At 69.7% G+C, this 26175-nt stretch carries 20 protein-coding genes; 12 read left to right on the forward strand and 8 right to left on the reverse strand.

Features of this window, described 5'->3' with window-relative positions:
* The first annotated feature begins 13 nt into the window (after positions 1-13).
* The 3 genes from IWX89_RS14645 to IWX89_RS14655 all read left to right on the forward strand — a co-directional run bounded on the left by IWX89_RS14645 (position 14) and on the right by IWX89_RS14655 (position 3202).
* On the forward strand, positions 14-373 hold the full coding sequence (locus IWX89_RS14645; protein ID WP_196904286.1) for a DUF485 domain-containing protein: 360 nt from the start codon (positions 14-16) through the stop codon (positions 371-373).
* Positions 370-2013, forward strand: coding sequence for a cation acetate symporter (locus tag IWX89_RS14650; RefSeq protein ID WP_196904287.1), 1644 nt, complete (start codon positions 370-372; stop codon positions 2011-2013). The genes IWX89_RS14645 and IWX89_RS14650 overlap by 4 nt, the downstream gene beginning before the upstream one ends.
* Positions 2014-2146: 133 nt before the next feature.
* On the forward strand, positions 2147-3202 hold the full coding sequence (locus IWX89_RS14655; RefSeq protein ID WP_196904288.1) for a 2,3-butanediol dehydrogenase: 1056 nt from the start codon (positions 2147-2149) through the stop codon (positions 3200-3202).
* A gap of 48 nt (positions 3203-3250) precedes the next feature.
* Here IWX89_RS14655 and IWX89_RS14660 read toward each other — a convergent pair whose 3' ends face one another.
* On the reverse strand, positions 3251-4030 hold the full coding sequence (locus tag IWX89_RS14660) for an SDR family NAD(P)-dependent oxidoreductase (RefSeq protein WP_196904289.1): 780 nt from the start codon (positions 4028-4030) through the stop codon (positions 3251-3253).
* Between the two features lie 29 nt (positions 4031-4059).
* Here IWX89_RS14660 and IWX89_RS14665 point away from each other — a divergent pair, with 29 nt between their 5' ends.
* The 7 genes from IWX89_RS14665 (at position 4060) to IWX89_RS14695 (ending at position 13064) form a co-directional block, all read left to right on the forward strand.
* Positions 4060-5175 carry an acyltransferase family protein gene (locus IWX89_RS14665; protein WP_231383339.1) on the forward strand — a complete coding sequence of 372 codons (1116 nt, stop codon included), beginning with the start codon at positions 4060-4062 and terminating at the stop codon, positions 5173-5175.
* A gap of 140 nt (positions 5176-5315) precedes the next feature.
* The gene (locus IWX89_RS14670; protein WP_196904291.1) at positions 5316-6647 is read left to right on the forward strand and encodes a bifunctional o-acetylhomoserine/o-acetylserine sulfhydrylase; all 1332 of its coding nucleotides are present in this window, start codon (positions 5316-5318) and stop codon (positions 6645-6647) included.
* Between the two features lie 194 nt (positions 6648-6841).
* Positions 6842-8044 carry a homoserine O-acetyltransferase gene (locus tag IWX89_RS14675; RefSeq protein WP_196904292.1) on the forward strand — a complete coding sequence of 401 codons (1203 nt, stop codon included), beginning with the start codon at positions 6842-6844 and terminating at the stop codon, positions 8042-8044.
* Between the two features lie 106 nt (positions 8045-8150).
* Positions 8151-9590, forward strand: coding sequence for a DUF4389 domain-containing protein (locus IWX89_RS14680; RefSeq protein WP_196904293.1), 1440 nt, complete (start codon positions 8151-8153; stop codon positions 9588-9590).
* Positions 9591-9858: 268 nt separating this feature from the next.
* Positions 9859-11028, forward strand: coding sequence for a sensor histidine kinase (locus IWX89_RS14685; protein WP_196904294.1), 1170 nt, complete (start codon positions 9859-9861; stop codon positions 11026-11028).
* Positions 11025-12317: a hypothetical protein gene (locus IWX89_RS14690; RefSeq protein ID WP_196904295.1), complete on the forward strand. Its 1293-nt coding sequence runs from the start codon at positions 11025-11027 to the stop codon at positions 12315-12317. The genes IWX89_RS14685 and IWX89_RS14690 overlap by 4 nt, the downstream gene beginning before the upstream one ends.
* 69 nt (positions 12318-12386) lie before the next feature.
* A complete protein-coding gene (locus tag IWX89_RS14695) occupies positions 12387-13064 on the forward strand; it encodes a response regulator transcription factor (RefSeq protein ID WP_231383351.1) in 678 nt (225 codons plus the stop codon).
* Between the two features lie 45 nt (positions 13065-13109).
* Here IWX89_RS14695 and IWX89_RS14700 read toward each other — a convergent pair whose 3' ends face one another.
* The 4 genes from IWX89_RS14700 to IWX89_RS14715 are packed head-to-tail and all read right to left on the reverse strand — an operon-like array spanning position 13110 to position 16965.
* Positions 13110-14381, reverse strand: a complete 1272-nt coding sequence (locus tag IWX89_RS14700) for an MFS transporter (protein WP_196904296.1) — start codon at positions 14379-14381, stop codon at positions 13110-13112.
* A gap of 10 nt (positions 14382-14391) precedes the next feature.
* A complete protein-coding gene (locus IWX89_RS14705) occupies positions 14392-14727 on the reverse strand; it encodes a thiamine-binding protein (protein WP_196904297.1) in 336 nt (111 codons plus the stop codon).
* A gap of 28 nt (positions 14728-14755) precedes the next feature.
* A complete protein-coding gene (locus IWX89_RS14710) occupies positions 14756-16033 on the reverse strand; it encodes a glycosyltransferase 87 family protein (protein WP_307836578.1) in 1278 nt (425 codons plus the stop codon).
* Positions 16034-16086: 53 nt separating this feature from the next.
* Entirely contained in the window at positions 16087-16965 is an 879-nt protein-coding gene (locus IWX89_RS14715) for an ADP/ATP-dependent (S)-NAD(P)H-hydrate dehydratase (RefSeq protein WP_196904298.1), read from the reverse strand.
* A gap of 73 nt (positions 16966-17038) precedes the next feature.
* Between IWX89_RS14715 and IWX89_RS14720 the strand changes: the two genes are divergently transcribed.
* Complete coding sequence (locus IWX89_RS14720; protein ID WP_196904299.1) at positions 17039-18130, forward strand: NADH:flavin oxidoreductase/NADH oxidase; 1092 nt, start codon at positions 17039-17041, stop codon at positions 18128-18130.
* Positions 18131-18136: 6 nt separating this feature from the next.
* Here IWX89_RS14720 and IWX89_RS14725 read toward each other — a convergent pair whose 3' ends face one another.
* The 3 genes from IWX89_RS14725 to IWX89_RS14735 form a co-directional block, all read right to left on the reverse strand.
* Positions 18137-19204 (reverse strand): hemolysin family protein, encoded by a 1068-nt coding sequence (locus tag IWX89_RS14725; protein WP_196904300.1) that lies wholly within the window; start codon positions 19202-19204, stop codon positions 18137-18139.
* On the reverse strand, positions 19197-20567 hold the full coding sequence (locus IWX89_RS14730) for a hemolysin family protein (protein ID WP_196904330.1): 1371 nt from the start codon (positions 20565-20567) through the stop codon (positions 19197-19199). Before IWX89_RS14730 ends, IWX89_RS14725 begins: the two co-directional genes overlap by 8 nt.
* Positions 20568-20729: 162 nt before the next feature.
* A complete protein-coding gene (locus tag IWX89_RS14735; protein WP_196904301.1) occupies positions 20730-22169 on the reverse strand; it encodes a GuaB1 family IMP dehydrogenase-related protein in 1440 nt (479 codons plus the stop codon).
* 132 nt (positions 22170-22301) lie between these two features.
* On the opposite strand from IWX89_RS14735, the gene IWX89_RS14740 reads away from it, so the two are divergent.
* Complete coding sequence (locus IWX89_RS14740) at positions 22302-26120, forward strand: multifunctional oxoglutarate decarboxylase/oxoglutarate dehydrogenase thiamine pyrophosphate-binding subunit/dihydrolipoyllysine-residue succinyltransferase subunit (protein WP_196904303.1); 3819 nt, start codon at positions 22302-22304, stop codon at positions 26118-26120.
* Positions 26121-26175 lie beyond the last annotated feature (55 nt).

Genomic DNA, 26175 nt, shown 5'->3' on the forward strand with positions numbered 1-26175 from the left:
GCAAAGGAGCCCCATGAAGGAAACAACGAAAGACGCCCTCCCGGACGGTTCGTCGCCGACGACCATCGACTACGTCGCATTCGAGCAGACAGCGGGTTTCCGCAACCTCAAGCACAAGAGGCGCAGCTTCGTGCTGCCGCTCGCGGCGATCTTCCTCATCTGGTACTTCGCGTTCGTGCTTGTCGCGGCCTACCTGCCCGATGTGATGGCCATCCAGGTCTTCGGGCGGATCAACCTCGGCCTCGTCCTCGGCCTCGGCCAGTTCGTCACGACCTTCGCCATCACGATGTGGTACGTCTCCTACTCGAACCGCGTCCTGGACCCCCTCGGCCAGTCTCTCCGCACCGAACTCGAAGGGCTGGACCAGAAATGAGCGCCGCCATCATCGCGCAGTCCCTGGCCGCGCAGGCGGCCCTCGCCGTCAAACCGGTCGAGAACAACCCCGTCCTCAACATCTCGATCTTCCTGGCCTTCGTGGCGGTGACCCTGATCGTGGTCATCCGCGCCGGGCGCAACAACAAGACCGCGGCCGACTATTACACCGGCGGCCGCTCCTTCACCGGGCCGCAGAACGGCTTCGCGATCGCCGGCGACTACCTCTCCGCCGCCTCGTTCCTCGGCATCGTCGGGGCGATCGCGGTCAGCGGGTACGACGGGTTCCTCTACTCGATCGGCTTCCTCGTCGCCTGGCTCGTCGCGCTGCTGCTGGTGGCCGAGCTGATGCGCAACACCGGCAAGTACACGATGGCGGATGTGCTCTCCTTCCGGCTGAAGCAGGGCCCGGTGCGGGTGGCCGCGGCCACGACCACCCTGGCCGTGTGCTTCTTCTACCTCCTCGCCCAGATGGCCGGAGCCGGCGGGCTCGTCTCGCTGCTCCTCGGCATCAACGACAAGCTCGGGCAGTCCATCGTCGTCACCGTCGTCGGCGGCCTGATGATCCTCTACGTGCTGATCGGCGGGATGAAGGGCACCACCTGGGTGCAGATCATCAAGGCGTTCCTGCTCATCATCGGCGCCTTCGCGATGACGATCTGGGTGCTCGCCATCAACGGCTTCAACTTCTCGGCGCTGCTCGACACGGCCGTCGCCGCCTCCACGAGCACGCCCGGCTCGGCCATCCTGGTCCCCGGGCTGAAGTACGGCACCAACCCGCTGGACTTCATCTCCCTGGCCATCGCCCTCGTGCTCGGCACGGCGGGACTGCCGCACGTGCTGATGCGCTTCTACACGGTCCCGACCGCCAAGGAGGCCCGTCGCTCCGTGGTCTGGGCGATCTGGCTGATCGGCGCGTTCTACCTGTTCACCCTGGTGCTCGGGTTCGGCGCGGCCGCGCTCGTCGGAGCCGACACCATCCTCGCCGCCCCCGGCGGAGTGAACTCGGCGGCGCCGCTGCTCTCGCTCGCGCTCGGCGGGCCGATCCTTCTCGGCTTCATCTCGGCGATCGCGTTCGCGACGATCCTGGCCGTCGTGGCCGGGATCACGATCACGGCCGCCACCTCGTTCGCGCATGACATCTACATGAGCGTGATCCGGAAGGGCAAGGGAGACCCCGACAGCGAGGTCAAGGTGGCCCGTCGCACGGTGGTCGTCATCGGCATCCTCGCGATCGCCGGCGGAATCGGCGTGCAGGGGCAGAACATCGCCTTCCTGGTCGCCCTCGCCTTCGCCGTCGCGGCGAGCGCGAACCTGCCGACCATCCTCTACTCGCTGTTCTGGCGCGGCTTCACCACCCGCGGAGCGGTCTGGAGCATGTACGGCGGCCTCGGCGCCACCGTGGTCCTGATCGTGTTCTCGCCGGTCTTCTCCGGCACGCCGACCTCGATGTTCGGCGACGCGGTGAACTTCGCCTGGTTCCCGCTGAGCAACCCCGGCATCGTGTCGATCCCGCTCGGCTTCTTCCTCGGCTGGCTCGGGTCGGTCACGAGCAGCACGAAGGAAGACCCGCTCCTCGCCTCAGAGATGGCGGTGCGCTCGCTCACCGGCCACGGCGCCGAGAAGGCGGTCGAGCACTAACCGCTCCGCCCGTCTCACACCACTACTCCCCCTCGGCTGGCCCCCAGTCGAGGGGGAGTAGTGTCATCCCCGGGTTAGAGGGCCAGGTCATTCGCCTGCGCCGAGCCCACGATGAACACTGGAGATGATCCCCATGAAAGCTGCGCGCTTCTACGGCCGGAAAGACGTCCGAATCGAGAACATCGAGGAACCGTCGACCCGCAGCGGAACGGTGAAGATCGCCGTCGCCTGGTGCGGCATCTGCGGGACCGACCTGCACGAGTACCTCGAAGGCCCGATCTTCATCTCCGCCCCGGGCCACCCGCATCCGCTCTCGCACGAAACCCTCCCGGTCACCATGGGCCACGAGTTCTCCGGCACCATCGAAGAGGTCGGCGAGGGTGTCACGGGACTCGCCGTCGGCGACAACGTCGTCGTGGAGCCCTATTTCGTCTGCGGCGAGTGCCCGCCCTGCAAGGCCGGCAACTACCACCTGTGCGAGAAGATGGGCTTCATCGGCCTCGCCGGCGGCGGTGGTGGCCTGAGCGAGAAGATCGTCGTCGACCAGCGCTGGGTGCACGCGATCGGTGACATCCCCCTGGACGAGGCCGCCCTGATCGAGCCTCTCTCGGTCGCCCACCACGCCGTGATCCGCAGCGGCGCGAAGGCCGGAGACGTCGCCATCGTCGGTGGCGCCGGGCCCATCGGACTGCTGACGGCCGCCATCCTCAAGGGCATCGGCGTGACCACGATCATCTCCGAGCTCAGCGCCGCCCGCAAGGCGAAGGCGCTCTCGAGCGGCGTCGCCGACTACGTGATCGACCCGACCGTCGAGGACCTCGAGGCTCGCGTGCTGGAGATCACCGGTGGCATCGGCACTGATGTGGCGTTCGAGTGTGCGGGCGTCAACGCCGTGCTCGACGCCATGCTCGACGCCCTGCGCCCGGCCGGGGTGCTCGTCAACGTCTCGATCTGGGGCCGTCCCGCCACCGTGGACATGCAGAAAATCGTCCTGAAGGAGATCGACCTGCGTGGAACCATCGCCTATGTGCGCGACCACGAGGAGACCGTCGCCCTGGTGCAGTCGGGCACGATCGACCTGAAGCCGTTCATCACGGGCCGGATCGCGCTGGACGACCTGATTTCGCAGGGCTTCGACACGCTGATCAACCACAACGACACCGCAGTGAAGATCATCGTCCACCCGTAGTCGTCCACCCGCAGTCGTCCACCCGCGGCCGGCCACCTGCCGGAGGACTCAGTCCTTCGGCAGGAGCGGCCCCCGAGCGACCCGGGTCGGCGCGGCCTGGGCGACCGGCTTGATCGTGATCAGGTCCAGGTTCACGTGGGCCGGGCGTTCGACGCTCGACACGATCGTCTCCGCGATGTCCTCCGCGACGAGCGGATTCGGAACCCCGGCATACGCCGCGGCCGCCTTCTCCTCATCGCCGCCGAATCGCACCAGGCCGAATTCGTCGGTCTTGACCATCCCGGGGGCCACTTCGATCACCCGGATCGGTTCGCCGTTGAGTTCGAGTCGCAGCACCTCCATCAGCGCGTGCGCGGCGAACTTCGCCGCGTTGTAGCCGCCCCCGCCGAGGTAGGCGACGTGCCCGGCGATCGAGGTGACGGTGACGATGTCGGCCGAACCGGCATCCGCGCGGATCGCGTCCCGGAGCAGCGGCAGCAGCGCGCTCGTGACCCTTTTGACCGCGAGCACGTTGATCTCGAACATCCAGGCCCAGTCGTCGATCGACGAGTTCTCGACGCTGTCCAGCCCGAGCGCGCCGCCCGCGTTGTTGACGAGCGCGTGCACCGGCCCGGATACCGCGAGGTAGTCACGCAGGGCGTCGACGTCCGCCTGGCTCGTCAGGTCGGCCGTGAACACCGCCGCCCCGGTCTCCGCGGCGAGCGCGGCCAGGCGGTCGGCCCGGCGGGCGACACCGACGACGTCCCATCCTCGTTCACGGAACAGGCGCACCGTGGCGGCCCCGATTCCCGAGCTGGCACCGGTCACGACAACTCTTCTTGTACCCATTGCTCCATTCTGCTGGGAGAATGGCTCTGATGAGTGCACGAGTCGCCGGCAGGCCCCATGTCAAGAAGCGGCGGGTTCCCCTCTGGGACAACGCTCGCTGGATCGCCATCACGCTCATGGTGATGGGGCACGCGATCCTCAAGCTCATCCACGGGTCGGATGTCGCCTACGAGGCCTACCTGTTCATCTACGCCTTCCACGTGCCGCTCTTCGTCGCCGTCAGCGGGTACTTCGCCCGCTCGGGCCCCCCGGGCACGCGGCAGCTGCACCGCCTGATCACCGACGTGGTCTTCCCGTACGTCGTGTTCGAGACGATCTGGACTCTCGTGCGGTGGCTGCTCGGCGGGGAGTTCAACCTGGACTACTCCAGCGCCTCCTGGACGCTGTGGTTCCTGATCGCCCTGCTGGTCTGGCGCCTGATGCTGCCGTTCATGGTGTTGCTGCGCTATCCGCTGCTGGTCAGCATCCTGATCTCGATCGGTGCCGGCTACATCACCTCGATCGACGGCACCTTCGCCCTCTCCCGGACCCTGGGCCTGCTGCCCTTCTTCGTGTTCGGCTGGAAACTGCGCCAGTGGAAGCTCACCGCCCGCTGGCTCGAGCTCGGCGTCGGCGAGGTGTGGCGCTGGCGGGTCGGCGCCCTGACCCTGTTCTCCGCGCTGCTGGGCGTGATCGCCCTCAACATCGACGCCCTCCGCACCCTGCAGATCCGCCAGTTCCTGCTCTACAGCGAGGCGTACCCGACGTTCGGCTACGACCAGCTCTGGGCCGGCGGCATCCGCCTGGGGCTGATGCTCCTCGCCTTCGCCCTGATCATGGCGTTCCTCCTGCTCGTGCCGCGCCGCACCACGTGGTTCACCGCGCTGGGGTCGGCGACGATGTACATCTACCTGCTGCACAGCTTCCTGCTCTTCCCGCTGCGCGAATCGGGGGTTCTCGGCGGCGCGCAGCCGGCCTGGGTGCTGCCGGCGCTGCTGCTGCTCAGCGTGGGGATCAGCGTGCTGCTGTCCCTCCCGATCGTCAAGCGGCTGTTCCGGCCGATCATCGAGCCGCGGGCACGCTGGCTGTTCCGCAAGCACGAGTCAACGCACACCGGAACGATCGTGCTGCCGCCGATGGATCCGCCGCCCGCCGAACAGTCCTGATCCGGCCGGTTCGATGGGGGCACCCCGCGTGTGACGCCGTGTTTCACGGGTCGTTGCCACCCCTCCGGACGGATGCCTAAACTCGCACCCAGAGCGATGGACGGTCCACGCTCGTCGAGGATTATCAGGGAGACCACCTCATGAGCGACAACGCACAAGCCTGGAAGTTCGAAACCAAGCAGGTTCACTCCGGCGCCCAGCCCGACCCCACCACGAACGCCCGCAACACCCCGATCTACCAGACCACGTCCTACGTGTTCAACAACGCGCAGCACGCTCAGAACCTGTTCGCGCTGGCCGAATTCGGCAACATCTACACCCGCATCATGAACCCGACCCAGGCCGTCGTCGAGGAGCGCGTCGCCGCCCTCGAAGGTGGAACCGCTGCCCTGCTGCTCGCCTCCGGCCAGGCCGCGTCGACCTTCGCCGTGCTGAACATCGCCCAGGCCGGCGACCACATCGTGTCGTCCAGCTCGATCTACGGCGGCACCTACAACCTGTTCAAGTACACGCTCGCCAAGCTCGGCATCGAGACCACGTTCGTCGAGAACCAGGACGACGCGGCCGAGTGGGCCCGCGCCGTGCGCCCGAACACCAAGCTCTTCTTCGCGGAGACCATCGGCAACCCGAAGATCAACGTGCTCGACATCTCCCTCGTCGCCGGCGTCGCCCACGAGGCAGGTGTTCCGCTGATCGTCGACAACACGATCGCCACCCCCTACCTGATCCGCCCGTTCGAGCACGGCGCCGACATCGTCATCCACTCGGCCACCAAGTTCCTCGGCGGCCACGGCGCGGTCATCGGCGGCGTCATCGTCGACGGCGGCAGCTTCGAATGGTCGAAGAACGTCGCGAAGTTCCCCGGCCTGACCGAGCCCGACCCGTCCTACCACGGGGTCAGCTACACCGGCGCCGTCGGCGACCCCATCGCCTACATCATCAAGGCCCGGGTGCAGCTGCTCCGCGACCTGGGTGCCGCGATCGCCCCGGCGAGCGCCTGGCAGCTCATCCAGGGCATCGAAACCCTGAGCCTGCGGATCGAACGCCACGTGCAGAACGCCCAGGAGATCGCCGAGTGGCTTGAGAACCACCCGGACATCGCCTCGGTCAACTACGCCGGCCTGCCGACGAGCCCCTGGTACGCCGCCGCCAACAAGTACGCCCCCCGGGGCGTCGGCGCGGTGCTCTCGTTCGAGCTCAAGGGCGGGGTGGATGCCGGCCGCGCCCTGGTCGACAACCTCGAGCTGTTCAGCCACCTGGCCAACATCGGCGACGTGCGCTCGCTCGTGATCCACCCGGCCTCGACCACCCATGCGCAGCTCACCCCCGAGCAGCAGCTCACGGCCGGCGTCACGCCCGGCCTCGTGCGCCTCTCCGTCGGCATCGAGAACATCGCCGACCTCAAGGCCGACCTCGAGCTCGGCCTGGCCGCGGCACGCGCCGTCGTGGTGGCATCCCGCGCCAACGCCTAGCCCCTGGGTGTCGAATTCGACGGAGATTTTCCGTGATCCGAGGCTGAAACGCAGTTTTCCGGGTCACTTCGTCAAAATCTCCGTCGAATTCGACGAGGCTCGGGCCAAGAAAGGTGTGGGACGCAGGATGCTGCGCGCGAGTTCGCGCGTAACAATCAGACGGAGGCCCTCGAGGTTCGCCAGAATGGGGGCGTATGGAATGGCAATTCTCGGCAGACACGGTCCCGTCCAGCTTCGTCACTGAAGCCCAGGCGCGCTCGCTCCTCGGCAAGCCCCCGGCGACCGGCGCCTGGCGCGACGGCGACCCCGTCGGCTCCCGCCGCTTCCTCGACGTCGGCCCGCTCCGCTTCGAGGCCGGCGGCAGCCTGGGCGCCGTGCGCGTCGCCTACGAGACCTGGGGCGAACTCTCCCCTTCCGGTGACAACGCCGTGCTCGTGCTGCACGCCCTCACCGGCGACAGCCACCTGGTCGGCGCCGCCGGCGACGGCCACGTCACGGCAGGCTGGTGGGGCGGCATCGTCGGCCCGGGGCTCGCCATCGACACCGACCGCTGGTTCGTGGTGGCGCCGAACATGCTCGGCGGCTGCCAGGGCAGCACCGGCCCCGCATCGCTGGCGCCCGACGGCAGCGAATGGGGCACCCGTTTCCCCTACCTCACCATCCGCGACCAGGTGGCCGCGCAGCGTGCCTTCAGCGACCGCCTGGGCATCGACAGCTGGGCCGCCGTCATCGGCGGTTCGATGGGCGGGATGCATGCCCTCGAGTGGGCGATCGAGGCCCCCGAGCGCGTGGCGCGCCTCGCCATCCTCGCCGCACCGCCGGTGACGACTGCCGACCAGATCGCCTTGAACTCGGTGCAGATCGAGGCGATCCGCTCCGACCCCCTGTTCCGGTCCGGGGACTACTACGACGCCGACGACGGCGACGGTCCCACCCGCGGCCTGGCCCTCGCCCGCCGGATGGCCCTGCTCAACTACCGCAGCCCCGCCGAGCTCAACCTGAGGTTCGACCGCGGCTGGCAGAGCGAGATCAGCCCACTCGGCGCCGGCGGCCGGTTCGCGGTCGAGTCCTACCTCGACTTCCACGGCAACAAGTTCACCCGCCGGTTCGACGCCAACAGCTACGTCACACTCGTGCAGGCGATGGACTCGCACGACGTCGGCCGCGGTCGCGGCGGTGTCCCGGCCGCCCTCAGCCGGGTGACGGCCCGCACCGTGGTGGTCGGAATCGACAGCGACCGGCTGTTCCCGGTGGAGGGCCAGCGGCGGATCGCCGAGCACCTTCGGCACAACATCGACGGCACCGACCCGGTCGTACTCGAGTCGGGATACGGCCACGACGGGTTCCTGATCGAGACCGCGGCGATCGGCGCCCAGCTGGGCCGTCTCCTCGACTGACCCTGACGGGGCCGTGACGGCGGCGTGACGGCGGCCGAGGGGTTGACAGCCGCAGCCTTCGGGGAAAGCCTGAAAATCGGGTGATTCCCCCGAGAGGATGGCTGCCATGAAACCCGCCTACGTCGTCATGCTGGTGCTCGGAACGGTGTTCTCGCTGCTCGGATTGGGCATGCTGACCGGGGGCGTCGCCGCCACGGTGGCGAGTTCGCAGCAGGCGGACAACGGTTTCTTCAGCGCGCCGCCCGCCTCATTCTCCGCCGACTCCTACGCGCTCACCTCGCCGAGACTGGACGTCGCCGGCACGTCCGGAATCCCGGCCGGTGTCGCCAGCATCCGTCTGGAGGCGACGAGCACGGGCGGCGACGTGTTCATCGGCATCGCACCGCAGGCCGAGGTGGACCGCTACCTCACGGCGGTGCACCACACCGAACTCGTGGACGTGAGCGTCTCCCCGTTCCGCGCGGAGTACCGCGACGTCCCCGGTACGGCCCGGCCTGCCCTCCCCGGCGACCAGGGCTGGTGGAGCGTGTCAGCCACCGGGCCGGGAACGCAGCAGGTTGTCTGGGACGTCCAGCCCGGCACCTGGGCCGTTGTCGTGATGAACGCGGATGCGAGCCCCCGCGTGGCCGTGCAGCTGCGCGCCGGCGTGCGGCTGGGCCTGCTCGGGCCGCTCGCGATCGGGCTGGTGATCGCCGGCATCCTGCTGCTGCTGCTCGGAATCGCGCTGGTCGTGCTCGGGGCCATCGGGCTCGGCCGGGGTACCCCGGTGCCGCCCGGTGGTGCGCCGGCCGGTATTGCGCCGCCCGGCCCGATGCAGCCCGGCCCGATGTCGGCGGCCGTCCCCCCGATCGACGAATGGCGCCCCTACCCGGCCCGGCTGACCGGGGAACCCGACCCCGTGCTGTCGCGGTGGCTGTGGCTGGTGAAGTGGTTCCTGGTCATTCCGCACCTGATCGTGCTGTTCTTCCTCTGGTGCGCCTTCTTCGTCACCACCATCGTGGCCGGCTTCGCGATCCTGTTCACCGGGCGGTACCCCGCGTCGCTGTTCACCTTCAACGTCGGCGTCCTGCGCTGGAACTGGCGGGTGGCGTTCTACTCCTACTCGGCCCTCGGAACCGACCGGTATCCCCCGTTCACCCTCGCCACAACGGACTACCCGGCCGATCTCCAGGTCGACTATCCCGCGCGGCTGTCCAACGGACTGGTCCTCGTCAAGTGGTGGCTGCTGGCATTGCCGCACCTCCTGATCGTCGCGGTCATCACCGGCAGCACCTGGTCCTGGCGCACCCAACCGGCCGACTGGCCGGCGGGCGCCGGAACCGCTGCCGTGACCGCGCCGTCCCTGATCGGGCTGCTCGTGCTGCTCTCGGGGTTGATCCTGCTCTTCACGGGTCGGCTGCGGCGCACCTTGTTCGACCTGATTCTCGGCCTGAATCGCTGGGTGATCCGGGTCATGGTGTACACCTCGCTGATGCGGGACGACTACCCGCCGTTCCGGCTCGACCAGGGATCCGCCGACCCGCCGGCACCCGTGGCGCGGCCCTGATGCACGGCGGCGTGCGGCATCCTGCCCGGGCACCCGCGGCCATGTTCCGGAGTTGGTTGCTCTGGGCCGGCCTGGGCGAGAGCGCCGGTTTCCTCGCCCCCGCGCCCGGCTGGACCCAGGCGGCGTCCTCCGCGGTCCGGTCCCGGCAGCAGGTCGAGTCGGCCCGATGAACCACAATCGCGGGAACCAGTGTCTCCCGATCACGAGAAAACCGGTTCGGGCCGGATATGGTGCTTCTTAGGGCATTACGAGGGGTAATCCAGGCGACATGCAACGAATCTTCAAAGAGCGCGACCGCCTCCTGCGGAGAGCAGCCCGGCTGACCGGCCTGACCGGTTCCGTGGCGGTGCTGGTCGTGATGCTCGTGCCGGGCGGCCTCAGCCTGGGCCTGCTCGGCCGCTGCCTGCCGGTGCTCCTCCTCATGGTCGCCGGCCAGTACCTGCTCGGCCGGTCAGGCCGGATGCGCTGGGCCATCCTGATCGTGCTCTGCGGCATCGGAATCGTCCTTCTGGTCGGCTTCTCCGGCCAGGGACCGTCTGGCCTGAACCTGGTTGAGGAGACCGTCATCGGCACCGTGGCCGCGACCGCGACGAGCTCCGTCGCACTCGTGCTGGTCGTCAGCACCCGCCGGCTGATCCTGCTGTTCGTCTCGTTCTCGGCCACCCTGGCCAGCGTCCTCGCCAGCACGATCACCTCCGCCGGGGCGATCGTCCCACTGGCCATCACGATCTGCGGCTGGTTCGCCGTGGCACTGGCGGGCTGGTGGGTTGCCCAAAGCGTGCCCCGGGTGATGCAACGCATCGCCGCGATCGGCCGGGCCCACCTGGCCGAACGACACGCCAGCGAACTGGAGGCGCAGCGCCGCCAGGACGCCAGGCTCCTGCACGACACCGTGCTCGCCACCCTCACCCTGCTCGCCCACTCCGGTGTCGGCGTCAGCCCCGCCGCCCTCCGCCAGCAGGCCGGCGACGATGCCCGGCTGTTGCGGCAGTTGCGCCTGGGCGGCCTGCCGACACCACGTCGCTCCGGCGTGTACACCCTCGAGCCGGCCACGGAGTCGACCCTGGGCAGCACCCTGGAATCGGTGAAGCAGCGCTTCGGCCGGATGGGACTGGAGGTGGACTGGCACGGCAGCGGGCAGGTGCTGCTGCCCAGCGATGTCCTCGACTCGTTCCTGCTCGCGCTGGGCGAGTGCCTGGAAAACGTGCGCCGCCACGCCGGGGTCGACCGGGCCGACGTCACGATCTCGGATGACGACACCACCGTGCGCGCCATGGTCACCGACGCCGGCGTCGGCTTCGACCTGCTCGGAGTGAGCGCCGAACGGCTCGGCTTCGCCGAATCCGTCGTGGCCCGGCTGCGAGACGTCGGCGGCAACGCCAGGTTGTTCTCCTCCCCCGGTTCCGGCACGACCGTGGTGCTTGAGGTGCCGAAGTGATCGGCCCTGATCTCGTCGACGTCCCGCTGGGCGACCTCGGGGCCGCCGGGGTCAGCCGGAAGGATCTGCGCCAGAAGGAGGTCCAGGAGCGCCAGGACCGCCGGCGCACCTTCCGCCGGCCGGAGCGCACCGTCAAGACGACCCGCGCGAACCAGAGCGGCCTGGGCGGCCGCCACCTGGGCATCGGCCTGTCCTTCAGCGGCGGGTTCATCGCCCTGTTCCTGTTCTGGCGCTTCATGATCCAATGGTTCGACTATCCGAACCCCCTGCCGAGCCTGGCGGCCTGGACGCTGCTGATGGCGACAACGGCGCTCGCCCTGGTCACCGTGCAGCGGCTGTCGGCGCGGATGCCCGACTGGCTGTTCGCCGCGGCGCTGGTCAGCGGCAGCGTCGTGGTCGTGCTCGACCTGGCCGGTTCACGAGGACAGGGCGGGTCGGAGGTGTACCCGACCGCGGCGGCGGCCGTCGGTTCGCTGCTGATCGCCCTCGTCACGGTGCGCCGCGGTCGCGACGTCATCACATCGGCCGTCGTGCTGGCCGCCGTCCTGTTCGTCGGCGCCGTCACCGAGTCCCGCCCCGACCCGCTCACCCTCGCACCGGAACTGCTGGCGATCGGCCTGGCCATCATGCCTCCGCTGCTCGGAGTCGCGATCGTGCGTTCCTTCCGCCGGATGGCCCAGCGGGAACTCGACCTGGTGCTCGTGCAGAGCACCGTCTCCCAACCGCAGTTCGCGGTGGGCATGCTCGCCTCCGAGGAACTCGCGCGGATCGACCTCGATGCGGAAACCCTTCTCGACGACGTCGCCCAGGGCCGGACCGCGCTTCCGCTCAGCGCCGACAAGTCGACGACGGCCTCCACGCTCGCCACCCAGCTGCGCCTGCACCTGATCCAGGGCCGGCGCGAAACCTGGCTCCACCATGCGATCACGGAATCGGAGTTCCTCGGCCCTTCCGTCAACCTGCACGATCCCGCCGGCCTCGCCGGGCTGCTCGACCCGGCCCAGCGCGACGCGCTGCTCCGCACGATTTGGCTCCTGATCAGCGACACGACCCGCGCCGAGGCCGCAGTTTCGCTCTCCCTCGGCCCGATCCGGCCCACCCACGGCGTGCGAGCCCGCCAGAAGTTACGATTTCCAATCGAATTGACCACGACGGGTGTGCCACGGCGGCGTGTGGACCCCGAGACGTGGCAAGCTATCCGAGTAGTCGGTCCTCACATCGATTCGACCCGGGACGGAAGTCTCCGGGTGGAGATCGAGTGCAGTATCGACAATCCCGCGGATGCTTAAGGTCTGCGACGGAGAGCCGTCGGGCTTTTTGGTCGGGTGCAAAGGCAGTAGGAGGCAGCAGTGACGAACATGACAATGACGAATATCGCAGTGCCGAGCAGGGAGCATCCCATCAGGCTGGCCCTGGTCGACGATCACCGGATGCTCCTCGGCGCCCTGACCGAGTGGATCAGGGGGGCTGCAGACGACATCAACATGGTCGCCGCCGTCACGACCTGGCCGGAGCTGCTGACCCACCCCGAATTCCCCGTCGACGTCGTTCTCCTCGACCTCGACCTCAAGGACAACATCCCCGTCTCCTTGAAGATCTCCACCCTCAAGACCGCGGGCGTCAAGACGGTGTTGATGAGCACCTATTCCGAGCCCGGCCTGGTGCGCGAAGCGCTGGCGGCCGGCGCGCTCGGCTACCTCGTCAAGAGCGAGGAAGCGAACATGATCGTCGAGGCGATCCGCGCGGCCTACGACGGCGAGTCCTACATCTCCGCCGAGCTGGACGAGGCGCTGAGCGCCGGCACCAGCGGCGGCTCCCCCCGGCTGAGCGCCCAGGAGCGCCGGGTGATGGCCCTGTACGGCGCGGGCGAGCCGGTCAAGGCCGTGGCCCACCAGCTCGGCATCTCCGAGGAGACCGCGAAGTCCTACCTCAAGCGGATCCGCGAGAAGTACCGCCTCGCCGGGTTCGACGTCGGCACGAAGGTGGCCCTGCGCAAGCGCGCCATCCACGACGGCATCCTCCTGCAGACCGACTAGACCTGCCCGCAGTCACCTGCTGGCCGGGACGATCACGGCGTCCGGCTATCCGACGACGGTGATCGCCTCGGTGCCGTAGGGCACGTGCAGCCCGTTGCGGCGCCTGGACCTGTCGATCGCGAAGGTGACGAAGGTCAGGGCCATGCCCAGCGCACTCAGCCCCAGTCCGATCCAGACGGGGGCGAGGTAGCCGAGGCCGCCCGCGATCGCCACCCCGCCGAGGAAGGCTCCGAGCGCGTTGCCGATGTTCAACGCCGAGTGGTTGAGGGCGGCGGCGATCGACTGGCTGTCGTGGGAGACGTCCATCAGCCGCGCCTGGATCGCGGGCGAGAGCGCCGCCGCCGCCGCGCCGACCAGGAACACCCCGATCAGCAGGCCGGGCACGAATCGGGCCGACAGGGCCAGCCCGGCCAGCGCCACCAGCATCACGCCGAAGAACCAGTACATCGTGCGGCGCACGCTGCGGTCGGCCAGGACCCCGCCGGCCAGGTTGCCGATCGTCATTCCCAGGCCGATCACGACGAGCACGAGCGGGACCGACGCAGCGGAGAGCCCCGTGACCTCGATCACGAGCGGGGCGACGTAGGTGTACACGGCGAACAGCCCGCCGAACCCGATCGCACCGATCGAGAGCGCGAACCAGACCTGGAGCCGGCCGAACGCGCGCAGCTCGCTCCTCATGGTGGCACCGAGGTTGCCGGCCTGGAACGGGACCAGCAGGGCGACCGCCAGGAAGGTGGCCGCGAACACCGCGGCCACGACCAGGTAGGCCACCCGCCAGCCCGAGGCCTGACCGAGCCAGGTGATCAGCGGGACCCCGATCACATTGGCGATCGTGAGACCGCTGAGCACCAGGGCGACGCCGCGGGCGCGCTTCCCCGGACCCATCAGGTCGGCGGCGACCAGCGAGGCGATCCCGAAGTAGGCTCCGTGCGGCAGAGCGGCGACGAAGCGGGCCGCCAGGACCAGCCCGAAGGTGGGCAGCAGCGCCGACGCGATGGTGCTGAGGGTGAAGGCGGCCAGGAGCGCCAGCAGGAGCCGCTTCCGCGGCCATCGGGCCGCGGCGGCGGCGATCGTCGGCGCGCCGACGACGACCCCGAGGGCATACGCGGAGATGAGCCAGCCTGCCTGGGCGTTGGCGGCATCCGGGGCCGCGGCGTAGAGGCCGGGCAGCAGATCCTGGGCCAGGTTCGGCAACAGGCCCATGGCGACGAACTCGGTCGACCCGATCCCGAACCCGCCGAGGGCCAGGGCGAGGAGGGCGAAACGGATGCGGGTCGGCGACAGCGTCGTCGACCCCGGGCGAGGTGAAGGCATGCGATCCAGACTATGGCCCCGTGGCGCCGGTGGGCGGCGCTGGTGCGGCCTCCAGGGCAGCCTCGAGCCGCTCGACCTTGCTCGTCAGCTCGCCGGTCCGGCCCGGCCGGATGTCCGCCTTCAGCACCAGGGACACCCGCGGCCCCCAGGCGCCGACGGCTTCGGTCGCCGCCTTGACCACGGCGAACACCTCGTCCCAGTCGCCCTCGATGGTCGTGAACATCGAGTCGGTGTGGTTGGGCAGGCCGGAGTCGCGCACGACCCGCACCGCTGCGGCGACGGCGTTGTGCACCGAGCCGTCCGGGTCGTGGCCGCCGGATGGTGCGACCGAGAATGCGACGAGCATGGGTTCTCCTTGTGATTGGTGGCGCGGGTCACTGCGGGGCGGCCGAGCGCCACACCTGCCTCAGCGCCCAGCCGAGCAGCACGACCTCGAGCAGGTTGCGCGCCGTCAGCACCAGCACCATGACCGGATCGGCGACGAGCAGCCACCCGTACAGGTAAGGGTAGACGAGCTGGGTGAGCCCGGCGATGACCAGGACGAGCACGGCCGGCAGCCGCCACTCGCGTGTCCGCACGAGCAGGCCGAGGATGACCGGCGCGGCGAGCCAGCCGACGAACTGCGGCGACCCGACCTTGTTCGCCAGGATCAGGGTCAGCACCAACGCCAGCACCAACGCAGGGTACAGCCGGTCCCAGGCGGCTCCCCGGCGAGCGACCTGCCAGCCGAGCAGGAGCACGCCGGCCACCGCGATCACGAGCAGCGGGGTCATCAGGGCGATCGCGACGCCGGTGCCCGGGCCGATGACCTGGTAGGTGAGGATCTGCCGGTCGTAGTAGACGAAGGTTCCCGGCAGGCGCAGGGCCGCCTGCCACATCCAGATCCCGCCGACCGGGGATTCGATCTGGATGCCCCGGTTCGTCTGCTCGGTCACGAAGCTGAACACGTTCGATCCGCTGCCGAGGCTCAGCGCGGCACCGACGATGACCGCACTGGTGCCGGCCATCGCCAGGGCCACCTGCCGGCGCCGTTTCGACACCACCACGAGCGCCGCGACCAGGGCGATCGGCCAGATCTTCACCCAGGTGGCAACGGTGAGCAGCACGGTGGCAACGAGCGGCCGCGCGCGCACCCAGAGCACGGCGACGATCACGAGCGAGGCGGTGACGGCGTCGATCCGGGCGAGGGCGATCGGGCCGAGCAGCACGAGGAACGCCAGCCACCAGCCGGCGGCCCGGAGCGCGCGACGGTCCCGGCCGCGCCCGAGCAGGAAGGCGAACGCGGCCGCGTCGAGCAGGGTCACGATGCCCAGCCAGGTTGCCACGTAGAGAGCGGGACCGAAGGCGAGGGAGGCGAAGATCGGCACGACCGCGAGGATCGGATAGACGAAGGGCGTGTCGATGCCGACGACCGAGGTGCCGGCCGCGGCGTCGGTGGCCCAGCCGAAGTAGACCTTCTGCACGTCACCGAGCGGCCAGCCCGGAGCGAGAACGCAGAGCAGCACCAGCGCAAGGTGCACGAGGATGAAGCCGGCCCAGAGCATCGCCCGCGGCGCGGCCCCGAGGCGGGCTGCGAGCGTCGCCCCGCGCGGCCCCGGCGTCGGCGCAGGCTGCGGCTCGGGCATCGGCTCGCGGGCGACGGGATCAGGCACGGTCAACCTTCCCACAATGGAGTGCCCCAGCGGGTGCTGTCCGGTCGCCCTGATCAGGCGGGCGCGGCCGCGCGACGGCCGCCGGAGGTCGGCGCCAGGAGGGCGGCGATCGTGGCGGGAACGGACTCGGCCAGATCGAGGGCGGTGATCGGACCGCCGTCCGACGCTCGACCGGCGGCGAGCGCGTGCACCAGGGCCGCGGTCGCGGCAAGGGCGACGAGGGCGTCGGCATCCGTGTCGATGGCGGCGGAATGCGTGGCCAGCAGTGCGCCGAGGATGCCGGCCAGCACGTCCCCTGAACCGGCCGTCGCCAGCCAGGCCGGCGCCCCGGTGACGCGGAGGCGGGAGCCGGCCGGCGAGGCGACGAAGGTGACGGAGCCCTTGAGCAGCACTGTGACGCCGAGGTCGGTCGCGGCACGGCCGGCCCACTCCCCCGGTGCTGCGGCGATCTCCGCCGCGGTCACCGGTTTTCCACGCCGGCTGAGCAGCCCCGCCAGTTCCCGGAAGTGCGGGGTGACCACGGTGGGGCCGGTGGCGTGCGCGACGAGGTCGAGCACGCCCGCGTCGCACACCGTCGGCAGCCCGGCCGCGAGGGCCTCGACCAGGGCAGTGGCGGTCGCGTCGTCGCGGGAGGCGGCATCCATCCCGGAACCGAGCAGCCACGCCTGCACCCGGCCGGGAACGGTGACGACCTCCGGCCGGCGCTGGAGCACGAGGTTCGATGCCCGGCGCGGTCCCAGATAGCGCACCATGCCCACGCCGGTGCGCGCGGCAGCCTCGACCCCGAGCACCGCAGCGCCCGGGTACTGCTTCGACCCGGTGCGCACGCCGAGCACGCCGCGACTGTATTTGTCGTCGACCGGCTGGGGAACATCGATCCAGGCCCGTGCATGCCGCTCGTCCCACTCCAGCCAGTCCCGCGGTTCGCCCATGCACTCACGATAGGTTGTTTCGGAGAGATCCGGGCCGTCAGATCGGGCGGCCGCACCGATACTGGGGGACCCCGTGGCCACTGCCGCACTGTTCGAACCGCTCACTCTGCGCGGCGTCACGTTCCGCAACCGGGTCTGGGCGGCCCCGATGTGCCAGTACTCGATCCTGGCGAAGGACGGGGTGCCCCGGGACTGGCACCTCATGCACCTGGGCCAGCTGGCGGCGGGCGGCGCGGGCCTCGTCGTCGCCGAGGCGAGCGCGGTCAGCCCCGAGGGCCGGATCACCGACGCGGACACCGGGATCTGGAACGACGAGCAGGCCTCGGCGTGGGCGCGGATCGTGGACTTCATCCATTCGCAGGGCGCCGTGGCCGGCATCCAGCTCGCCCACGCGGGGCGCAAGGCCTCGACCTGGCCGGCCTGGGGACATGACGAGCACGGCACTGTGCCCGCCGGCGCCGGCGGCTGGCAGACCGTGTCGGCCTCGGCCGTTTCGTTCCCCGGCTATGACCCTCCCGTCGCGCTCGACGCCGCCGGCATCCGGGACGTCGTCGACGACTTCGCGGCGGCCGCCGCTCGCGCGATCGGAGCGGGCTTCGACCTGGTCGAGATCCACGCGGCGCACGGCTACCTTCTGCACCAGTTCCTCTCCCCGCTGAGCAACCGACGCACCGACGAGTACGGCGGCTCGCTGGAGAACCGTGCCCGGTTGCTGCTCGCCGTGGTGAGGGCCGTCCGCGACGCGATCGGTCCCGACCATCCCTTGTTCGTGCGCTTCTCCGCCACCGACTACGCGCCGGGCGGCTGGAATGAAGACGACACCGCCACGGTCGCCGGCTGGGCGGCGGCGGCCGGTGCAGACTTCTTCGACATCTCCTCCGGCGGGAACGTCACCGGGGTGAGCATCCCGCTCGGGCCCGGCTACCAGGTTCCGCTGGCCCGGCACGTGAAGACCGAGGCGGATGTCCCGGTCAGCGCGGTCGGGCTGATCACCACCCCGGCGCAGGCCGAGCAGATCGTCGCGTCCGGCCAGGCCGACGCGATCATGCTGGGCCGGGAGCTCCTGCGCGATCCGCACTTCCCGCTTCGCGCCGCGCACGAGCTCGGGGTCAGCCTGGACTACTGGCCGCCGCAGTACCTCCGGGCCCGGTGGCCGGAGGACTGAACCCGATCAGAGGCGCCGGGTCGCGTCCTGCACTTCGCCGACGAGCTCCTCGATGATGTCCTCGAGGAACAAGACGCCCGCGGTCGCGCCGACCGCGGTGAACGAACGGGCCAGGTGCGCACCGGAGCGGCGCATCGTAGCCAGGGCGTCCTCGAGGTCGGTGTCCTCGAAGATCGACACGAGCCGGCGGATGCGCTTGGCCGGGATCGGCTCGGCGTAGCTGCCCGCCGCGTGGCCGCCCTCGGCACCGGCGTCGCCGTCCAGATCCAGGACATCCTTCAGGTGGACGTAGCCGGTCGGTTCGCCGCCGTCGGTGACGAGCACATAGCGGGAGAAACCGTGCTTGGTCACCGCCTTCTCGACATCGGCCGGGGTGGCCGATTCGGGCAGGCTGATAAGGTCGCCGAGGTTCACCGCGACATCCTTCACCTTGCGGGTGGTGAACTCGAAGGTGGCGCTGAGCGCGCCAGTGCCGTCGCGCAGCACACCCTCCCTGGTCGACTGGGACACGATCGTGGCGACCTCGTCCAGCGTGTACGTGCTGTTCGCCTCCTCCTTGGGCTGCACCCGGAACAGCCGCAGGACCAGGTTGGCCGTGGCGTTGAGCGCCACGATCACGGGCTTGACCGTTCGGCCGAAGAAGACCAGCGGCGGCGCGAGGAAGAGCACGGCCCGGTCGGGGATGGAGAACGACAGGTTCTTCGGCACCATCTCACCGAACACGACGTGCAGGTACGAGACGAGGAGCAGCGTGATCACGAAGGCGATCGCGGTGATCGCCTCGCCGGGCAGCCCGGTCAGGCCGAGCGGGTACTCGAGCAGGTGGTGGATCGCCGGCTCCGACACGTTCAGGATGAGCAGCGAACAGACGGTGATCCCCAGCTGGGTGGTCGCCAGCATCAGGGTGGCGTGCTCCATCGCCCAGAGCGCGGTCCGGGCGCTGCCCTTCCCGGCCTCGGCCAGAGGCTCGATCTGCGACCGGCGGGCCGAGATGACCGCGAATTCGGCCGCGACGAAGAAGGCGTTGGCCGCGAGCAGCACGACCAGCCAGACGATTCCGGCCCAGTCACTCATTCGGGATCCCTTCGCCGCTGCCCGGTTCGCCGGTGCCCGGTTCGACGCTGCCCGGTTCGACGCTGCCCGGTTCGACGGCGGCGGGTTCGACGACCGGCGTGAACCGCAACCGGTCGATCCGCCGGCCGTCGAGGCGTTCCACGGTGAACTCACCCGAGTCGATGGTGACGGTGTCGCCGACGACGGGGAGGCGGCCGAGTTCGCTCATCACGAACCCGGCGACGGTCTCGTACGGCCCGTCGTCGGGCACGAAGATGCCGGTGCGTTCGAGGAGCTCGTCTGGCCGGAGCATACCGGGGAAGGTGAGGGAGTCCGTCGAGAGCACGACGCCCGCGCGGGCGCGGTCGTGTTCGTCGGCCACCTCGCCGACGAGCTCCTCGACGAGGTCTTCGAGGGTCGCCACGCCGGCCGTCCCCCCGTATTCATCGACGACGATGGCCATCTGGTAGCCGCGGCCGCGCAGTTCGACCAGCAGCCCGTCGAGTTTCATGGTCTCCGGCACTCGCACGGCCTCCGATTGCAGGGCCGACACGGGGACATCCGCGCGGCGCTGCCGGGGCACGGCCACGGCCTGCTTGACGTGCACGATCCCGACGATGTCGTCCACGCCCTCGTCGACGACAGGAAAGCGGGAGTAGCCGGTCTGCCGGGCGAGGTCGATGACGGCCTGGGCGGAGTCGGTGCGCTGGATGCTCGCCACCCGCGGCCGCGGCGTCATCACGTCGGAGGCGGTGTGGCCGGAGAAGAGCAGGGTGCGGTGCAGCAGGGTCGCGGTGTCCTTCTCGAGCAGGCCGGCGCTGGCCGAGCGGCGAACCAGCGACGAGAGCTCCTCGGCCGTGCGCGCCCCGGAGAGTTCCTCCTTGGGCTCGATCCCGATCGAGCGGAGCACCCCGTTGGCGCTGCCGTTGAGCACCAGCACGGCCGGCTTGAACACGGTCGTGAACAGGGTCTGGAACGGGATGACGAGCTTCGCCGTCTGGATCGGCAGGGCGAGGGCGAAGTTCTTGGGCACGAGTTCGCCGATGATCATCGACGCCAGCGTGGCGATGACCACGGCGAGCGTCGTCGCCACGACGGGCACCACGCCCGCCGGAAGCCCCAGCCCCGTCAGCGGGCCGGTGAGCAGGGAGCTGAGCGCCGGCTCCATCGCATACCCGGTGAGGAGGGTGGTCAGGGTGATCCCGAGCTGCGCGCTGGACAGGTGCGTCGAGGTGATCCGGAGCGCGGCGATAGTCAGGGCGAGGCGGGTCTCCCCGCGGTCGCGGCGTGCCTCGAGGTCGGAGCGGTCGAGGTTGACCAGGGCGAACTCACTGGCCACGAACAGGCCGGTGCCGACGGTCAGGATCAACCCGACGCCGAGCATCAGCCACTCAAACACGCGGTTCACCGCCCGTGTTCACGGACGAGTGTCCGTGGGGGCGGCGGGAATGGTGGCCGGGCGATTTCGCAGAAGGGGGGTCGTCCATTATTCCCTCAACTATACCGGCACGCCTGTACCGGCACGCCCCGTTTCACCGGCGCCCGGCTACCAGGAGACGGGCAGAGCCTTGCCCTCCTCGTAGCCGGCGGCGGACTGGATCCCGACCAGCGAGCGGGTGTGGAACTCCGCCACGCTCGTCGCGCCGGCGTAGGTGAACGAGCTGCGCACCCCGGAGGTGATCATGTCCAGCAGGTCCTCGAGCGACGGGCGCAGCGGGTCCAGGTAGATCTTCGAGCTCGAGATGCCCTCGGCGAAGAGGGTCTTGCGGGCCAGCTCGTAGGGGTCGAGCCGATCGAAGCGCTCCTGGACGGCCTTGGTGGAGGCCATCCCCCAGCTTTCCTTGTAGAGGGCGCCCGCGGCATCCGTGGCCAGCGTGCCCGGCGCCTCGATCGTGCCGGCGAACCAGGAGCCGATCATGACGGATGCCGCGCCCGCGGCGAGCGCGAGGGCCACGTCGCGGGGGTAGCGCACCCCGCCATCGGCCCAGACGTGAGCGCCGAGCTCCCGCGCGGCGGCGGCGGTCTCCAGCACCGCGGAGAACTGCGGACGCCCGACCGCCGTCATCATCCGGGTCGTGCACATGGCGCCGGGACCCACGCCGACCTTCACGATGGTGGCGCCGGCGCCGACGAGGTCGCCGACGGCGTCCGCGGTGACCACGTTGCCGGCCACGATGGGGATGCCGAGGTCGAGGTCGGCGACGGTCTTCAGCGCGCGCAGCATGCCGTCCTGGTGTCCGTGGGCGGTGTCCAGGACGAGCACGTCGACCCCGGCGGCGGCGAGGGCGCGCGCCTTGGCGGCCACGTCGCCGTTGATCCCGATCGCGGCGGCCACGCTGAGCCGTCCCTGGGCGTCGAGGGCCGGCTGGTACAGGGTGGAGCGCAGGGCGCTCTTGCGGCTGAGCGTGCCCACGATGGAGCCGTGGTGCAGCACCGGCGCGAAGTCGAGTTCGGCCGCGGTCATCAGGTCGAACGCGCGGCGCGGGCCCTCGATGTCGTCGGCGTCGAGCGAGGTGAGCGGGCCGTGCAGCAGGTCCCCGAGCCGGGCGTCGGAGAGCGCCGTGGCCAGGCGGGCGGCGTCGATGCAGCCCAGGTAGGTGCCGTCCTCGTCGTTGATCACGAGCCCCTGGCCGGCCACCGGCGGGACCTGCCGCAGGGCAAGCGCCACGGTGTCCTCCGGGCCGAACACGAAGGGGGTGTCGAACCTGGTCGACTGGTCCTTGACCCAGCGGATCGCGGCATCCAGCTCCTGCAGGTGCATGTCCTGCGGCAGCACGCCGAGGCCGCCACGCCGGGCGAGCGCCGCGGCCAGGCGCGGGCCCGTCACCGAATTCATGTTCGCCGACACCACGGGGATGGTGGCGCCGGTTCCGTCGCCGGGGGCGAGCGAAACGTCGAGCCGGCTCCGGATGCCTGATTGACTGGGCACCAGGAAGACGTCGGAGTACGTGAGATCGTGGCTGGGTACCGCTCCATAGAACTGCATGGAAATAACGCTAGCCCCCCCGCGCGGATGCCCGCAGCCATGCCCGAGGGGATTAGGCTGGACGGGCAGACCGAACCGGCGATTTTTCATCGTCTGGACATTCAGAATCAACGCAGAGAGTGGGAACCGGCTGTGTCAAGCCAGTTGACCGGTAGTGGATCCGACGAGACCACGTCGGGTGAATTCGGAGCGAACGAGTGGCTCGTCGACGAGCTGTACGAACGGTACCTCGTCGACAAGAACCAGGTAGACGAGTCCTGGTGGCCCGTCCTCGAGAGCTACCACCAGACCGCGAACGGCCGGACCGCCGCGGTGACGGATGCCGGGGACGCCCCCGCCGAGGCAGCAGGCGCTGCCGCGGCCGCCCCCGCCGCAGCCCCGCCGGTCGCAGCCCCGCCGGTCGCAGCCCCGCCGCTCGCAGCACCCGCGGTACCCGCCGCGGCCGAGCCGGCCCCGATCACGATCATCGGCGGCCAGCGCACCGCCCGCACCACCGGCGTCGCACCCAAACCGGTTCCCGTGCCGGCCGACGCTCCCATCACGAGCCCGCAGCCGCTCGCGGGCAAGGAGCAGACCGTCGAGGCGCAGGACGTCGTCACTCCCCTGCGCGGCATGTCGAAGAGCCTCGCCGCGAACATGGCGATGAGCCTGACCGTCCCGACCGCCACCAGCGTGCGCACCATCCCCGCCAAGCTCCTGATCGACAACCGCATCGTGATGAACAACCACATGCGCCGGTCCCGCGGCGGCAAGGTGTCGTTCACGCACCTGATCGGCTGGGCCCTGATCAACGCGCTCAAGATGTTCCCGAGCCAGAACGTGTACTACAACGAGATCGACGGCAAGCCGTCGGTGATCGCCCCCGCCCACGTCGGACTCGGCATCGCGATCGACCTGCCCAAGCCCGACGGCACCCGGTCGCTGATGGTCCCCGCGATCAAGAGGGCCGACACGATGACGTTCGGCGAGTACCTCTCCGCCTACGAAGACCTCGTCACCCGCGCCCGCACCGGCAAGCTCACCGCCGACGACTTCTCGGGCGCGACGGTGTCCCTCACCAACCCCGGCGGCATCGGCACCGTGCACTCCGTGCCCCGGCTGATGAAGGGCCAGGGCTGCATCATCGGCGCCGGCGCGCTCGACTACCCGGCCGAGTTCCAGGGCGCGAGCGTCAAGACGCTGACCGGCCTGGCCATCTCGAAGACCATCACCCTCACCAGCACCTACGACCACCGGGTCGTCCAGGGCGCCGGCTCGGGCGAGTTCCTCAAGATCGTGCACGAGCTGCTGATCGGCGGGCACAACTTCTACGAGGACATCTTCTCCGCCCTCCGCATCCCCTACGACCCGATCCACTGGGCGCCCGACATCAGCGTCGACCTGGCCAGCGCCGTCGACAAGACCGCCCGCGTCCAGGAACTCATCAACGCCTACCGCGTGCGCGGCCACCTGATGGCCGACATCGACCCGCTCGAGTACACCCAGCGCACCCACCCCGACCTGGACATCTCCAACCACGGGCTGACCTTCTGGGACCTCGACCGCGAGTTCGTCACCGGCGGCTTCGGCAGCAAACGCCTGATGCTGCTCCGCGACATCCTCGGCGTGCTCCGCGACTCGTACTGCCGCACCACGGGCATCGAGTACATGCACATCCAGGACCCGGCCCAGCGCAAATGGGTGCAGGAGAAGATCGAGAAGACCTACGTCAAGCCCACCCACGACGAGCAGATGCGCATCCTCGGCAAGCTCAACGAGGCCGAGGCCTTCGAGACCTTCCTGCAGACCAAGTACGTCGGCCAGAAGCGGTTCAGCCTCGAGGGCGGCGAGTGCACGATCGCGCTGCTCGACGCGATCCTGCAGGGCGCGGCGGATGCCGGGCTCGACGAGGTCGCGATCGGCATGGCCCACCGCGGCCGCCTGAACGTGCTCACCAACATCGCCGGCAAGACCTACGGCCAGATCTTCCGCGAGTTCGAGGGGACCCAGGACCCCCGCACCGTGCAGGGTTCCGGCGACGTCAAGTACCACCTCGGCACCGAGGGGACCTTCCGCGCCACCGACGGCACCGAGATGCCGGTCTACCTGGCCGCGAACCCGTCCCACCTGGAGGCCGTCGACGGCGTCCTCGAGGGCATCGTGCGGGCCAAGCAGGACCGCAAGCCGATCGGCACCTTCTCCACCCTGCCCGTGCTCGTCCACGGCGACGCCGCGATGGCCGGCCAGGGCATCGTGCTCGAAACCCTGCAGATGTCCCAGCTGCGCGGGTTCCGCACCGGCGGCACCATCCACCTCGTCGTCAACAACCAGGTCGGCTTCACGACCCTGCCGGGCGACGGCCGCACGTCGGTGTACGCCACCGACGTCGCCAAGACCATCCAGGCGCCCATCTTCCACGTCAACGGGGACGACCCCGAAGCCGTGGTGAGGGTCGCCGAACTCGCGTTCGCCTACCGCCAGGAATTCAAGCGCGATGTCGTCATCGACCTCGTCTGCTACCGCCGGCGCGGCCACAACGAGGGCGACGACCCGTCGATGACGCAGCCGCTCATGTACAACCTGATCGAGGCGAAGCGCTCGGTCCGGAAGCTGTACACGGAGGCCCTTGTCGGCCGTGGCGACATCACCCAGGCGGAATACGAGGCCGCGCACGGCGACTTCCAGGACCGGCTGGAGCGCGCGTTCATGGAGACTCACGCGGCGCAGTCCTCGTCGATCCCGATCGTCGGCGCCGCCGGCTCCGGCTCGCGCGGGCTCGGCGAGAACCAGGCCCAGGATGACGCGGTCGGCGAACCCGCCACGACCGGCGTCCCCGAGGCCGTCGTGCACCTCATCGGTGACGCGTTCATGAACAAGCCCGCCGGCTTCACCGTGCACAACAAGCTGCAGCAGCTGATGCAGAAGCGTCTCGATATGAGCCGCAACGGCAACATCGACTGGAGCTTCGGCGAGCTGCTCGCCCTCGGCTCGCTGCTGCTCGAGCGCACCCCGGTGCGCTTCGCCGGCCAGGACGCCCGCCGCGGCACGTTCGTGCAGCGCCACGCGGTGCTGCACGACCGCATCAACGGCCAGGAATGGCTGCCGCTGGCGAACCTGAGCGAGGACCAGGCCCGGTTCTGGATCTACGACTCGCTGCTCAGCGAATACGCCGCCATGGGCTTCGAGTACGGCTACTCGGTGGAACGCGCCGACGCCCTCGTGCTCTGGGAGGCCCAGTTCGGCGACTTCGCCAACGGCGCGCAGACCGTGATCGACGAGTTCGTGTCCTCCGCGGAGCAGAAGTGGGGCCAGCGGTCATCCGTCGTGCTGCTGTTGCCGCACGGCTACGAGGGCCAGGGCCCTGACCACTCCTCCGCCCGGATCGAACGCTACCTGCAGCTCTGCGCCGAAGACAACATGACCGTCGCCCGCCCGTCGACGCCGGCCTCGTACTTCCACCTGCTCCGCCGCCAGGCGTACATGCGCCCGCGGCGCCCGCTCGTCGTCTTCACGCCCAAGTCGATGCTGCGGCTTCGCGGCGCGACCAGCAGCGTCGCCGACTTCACCTCCGGCCGGTTCGAACCGGTCATCGACGACGCCCGGATCACCGACCGGTCACGAGTCAAGCGGGTGCTGTTCATGGCCGGCAAGCTCTACTACGACCTGCTCAGCGAACTCGAGAAGAACCCGAACCCCGAGATCGCCCTCGTCCGGATGGAGCAGTACTACCCGCTGCCCAAGGTCGAACTCAAGCAGATTGCCGACCAGTACCCGGATGCCGAACTCGCCTGGGTCCAGGACGAACCGGAGAACCAGGGCGCCTGGCCGTTCTTCTACCTGGAGACGAACAAGCTGGGCCCGCGCCCGGTGACGCTGTTCTCGCGGGCGGCGTCGGCGTCGCCGGCCGCCGGATCGGCCAAGCGCCACGCCGCGGAGCAGGCTGACCTGATCAGCAGGGCGCTCACCGTCTGAGTTGATAGGAGCACTGTCGATAGACGCACGCAGGAGGGCCCGTACGGTTTCGTGC

This window comes from Cryobacterium sp. MP_M3, from assembly GCF_015752155.1.
Lineage (GTDB): Bacteria > Actinomycetota > Actinomycetes > Actinomycetales > Microbacteriaceae > Cryobacterium.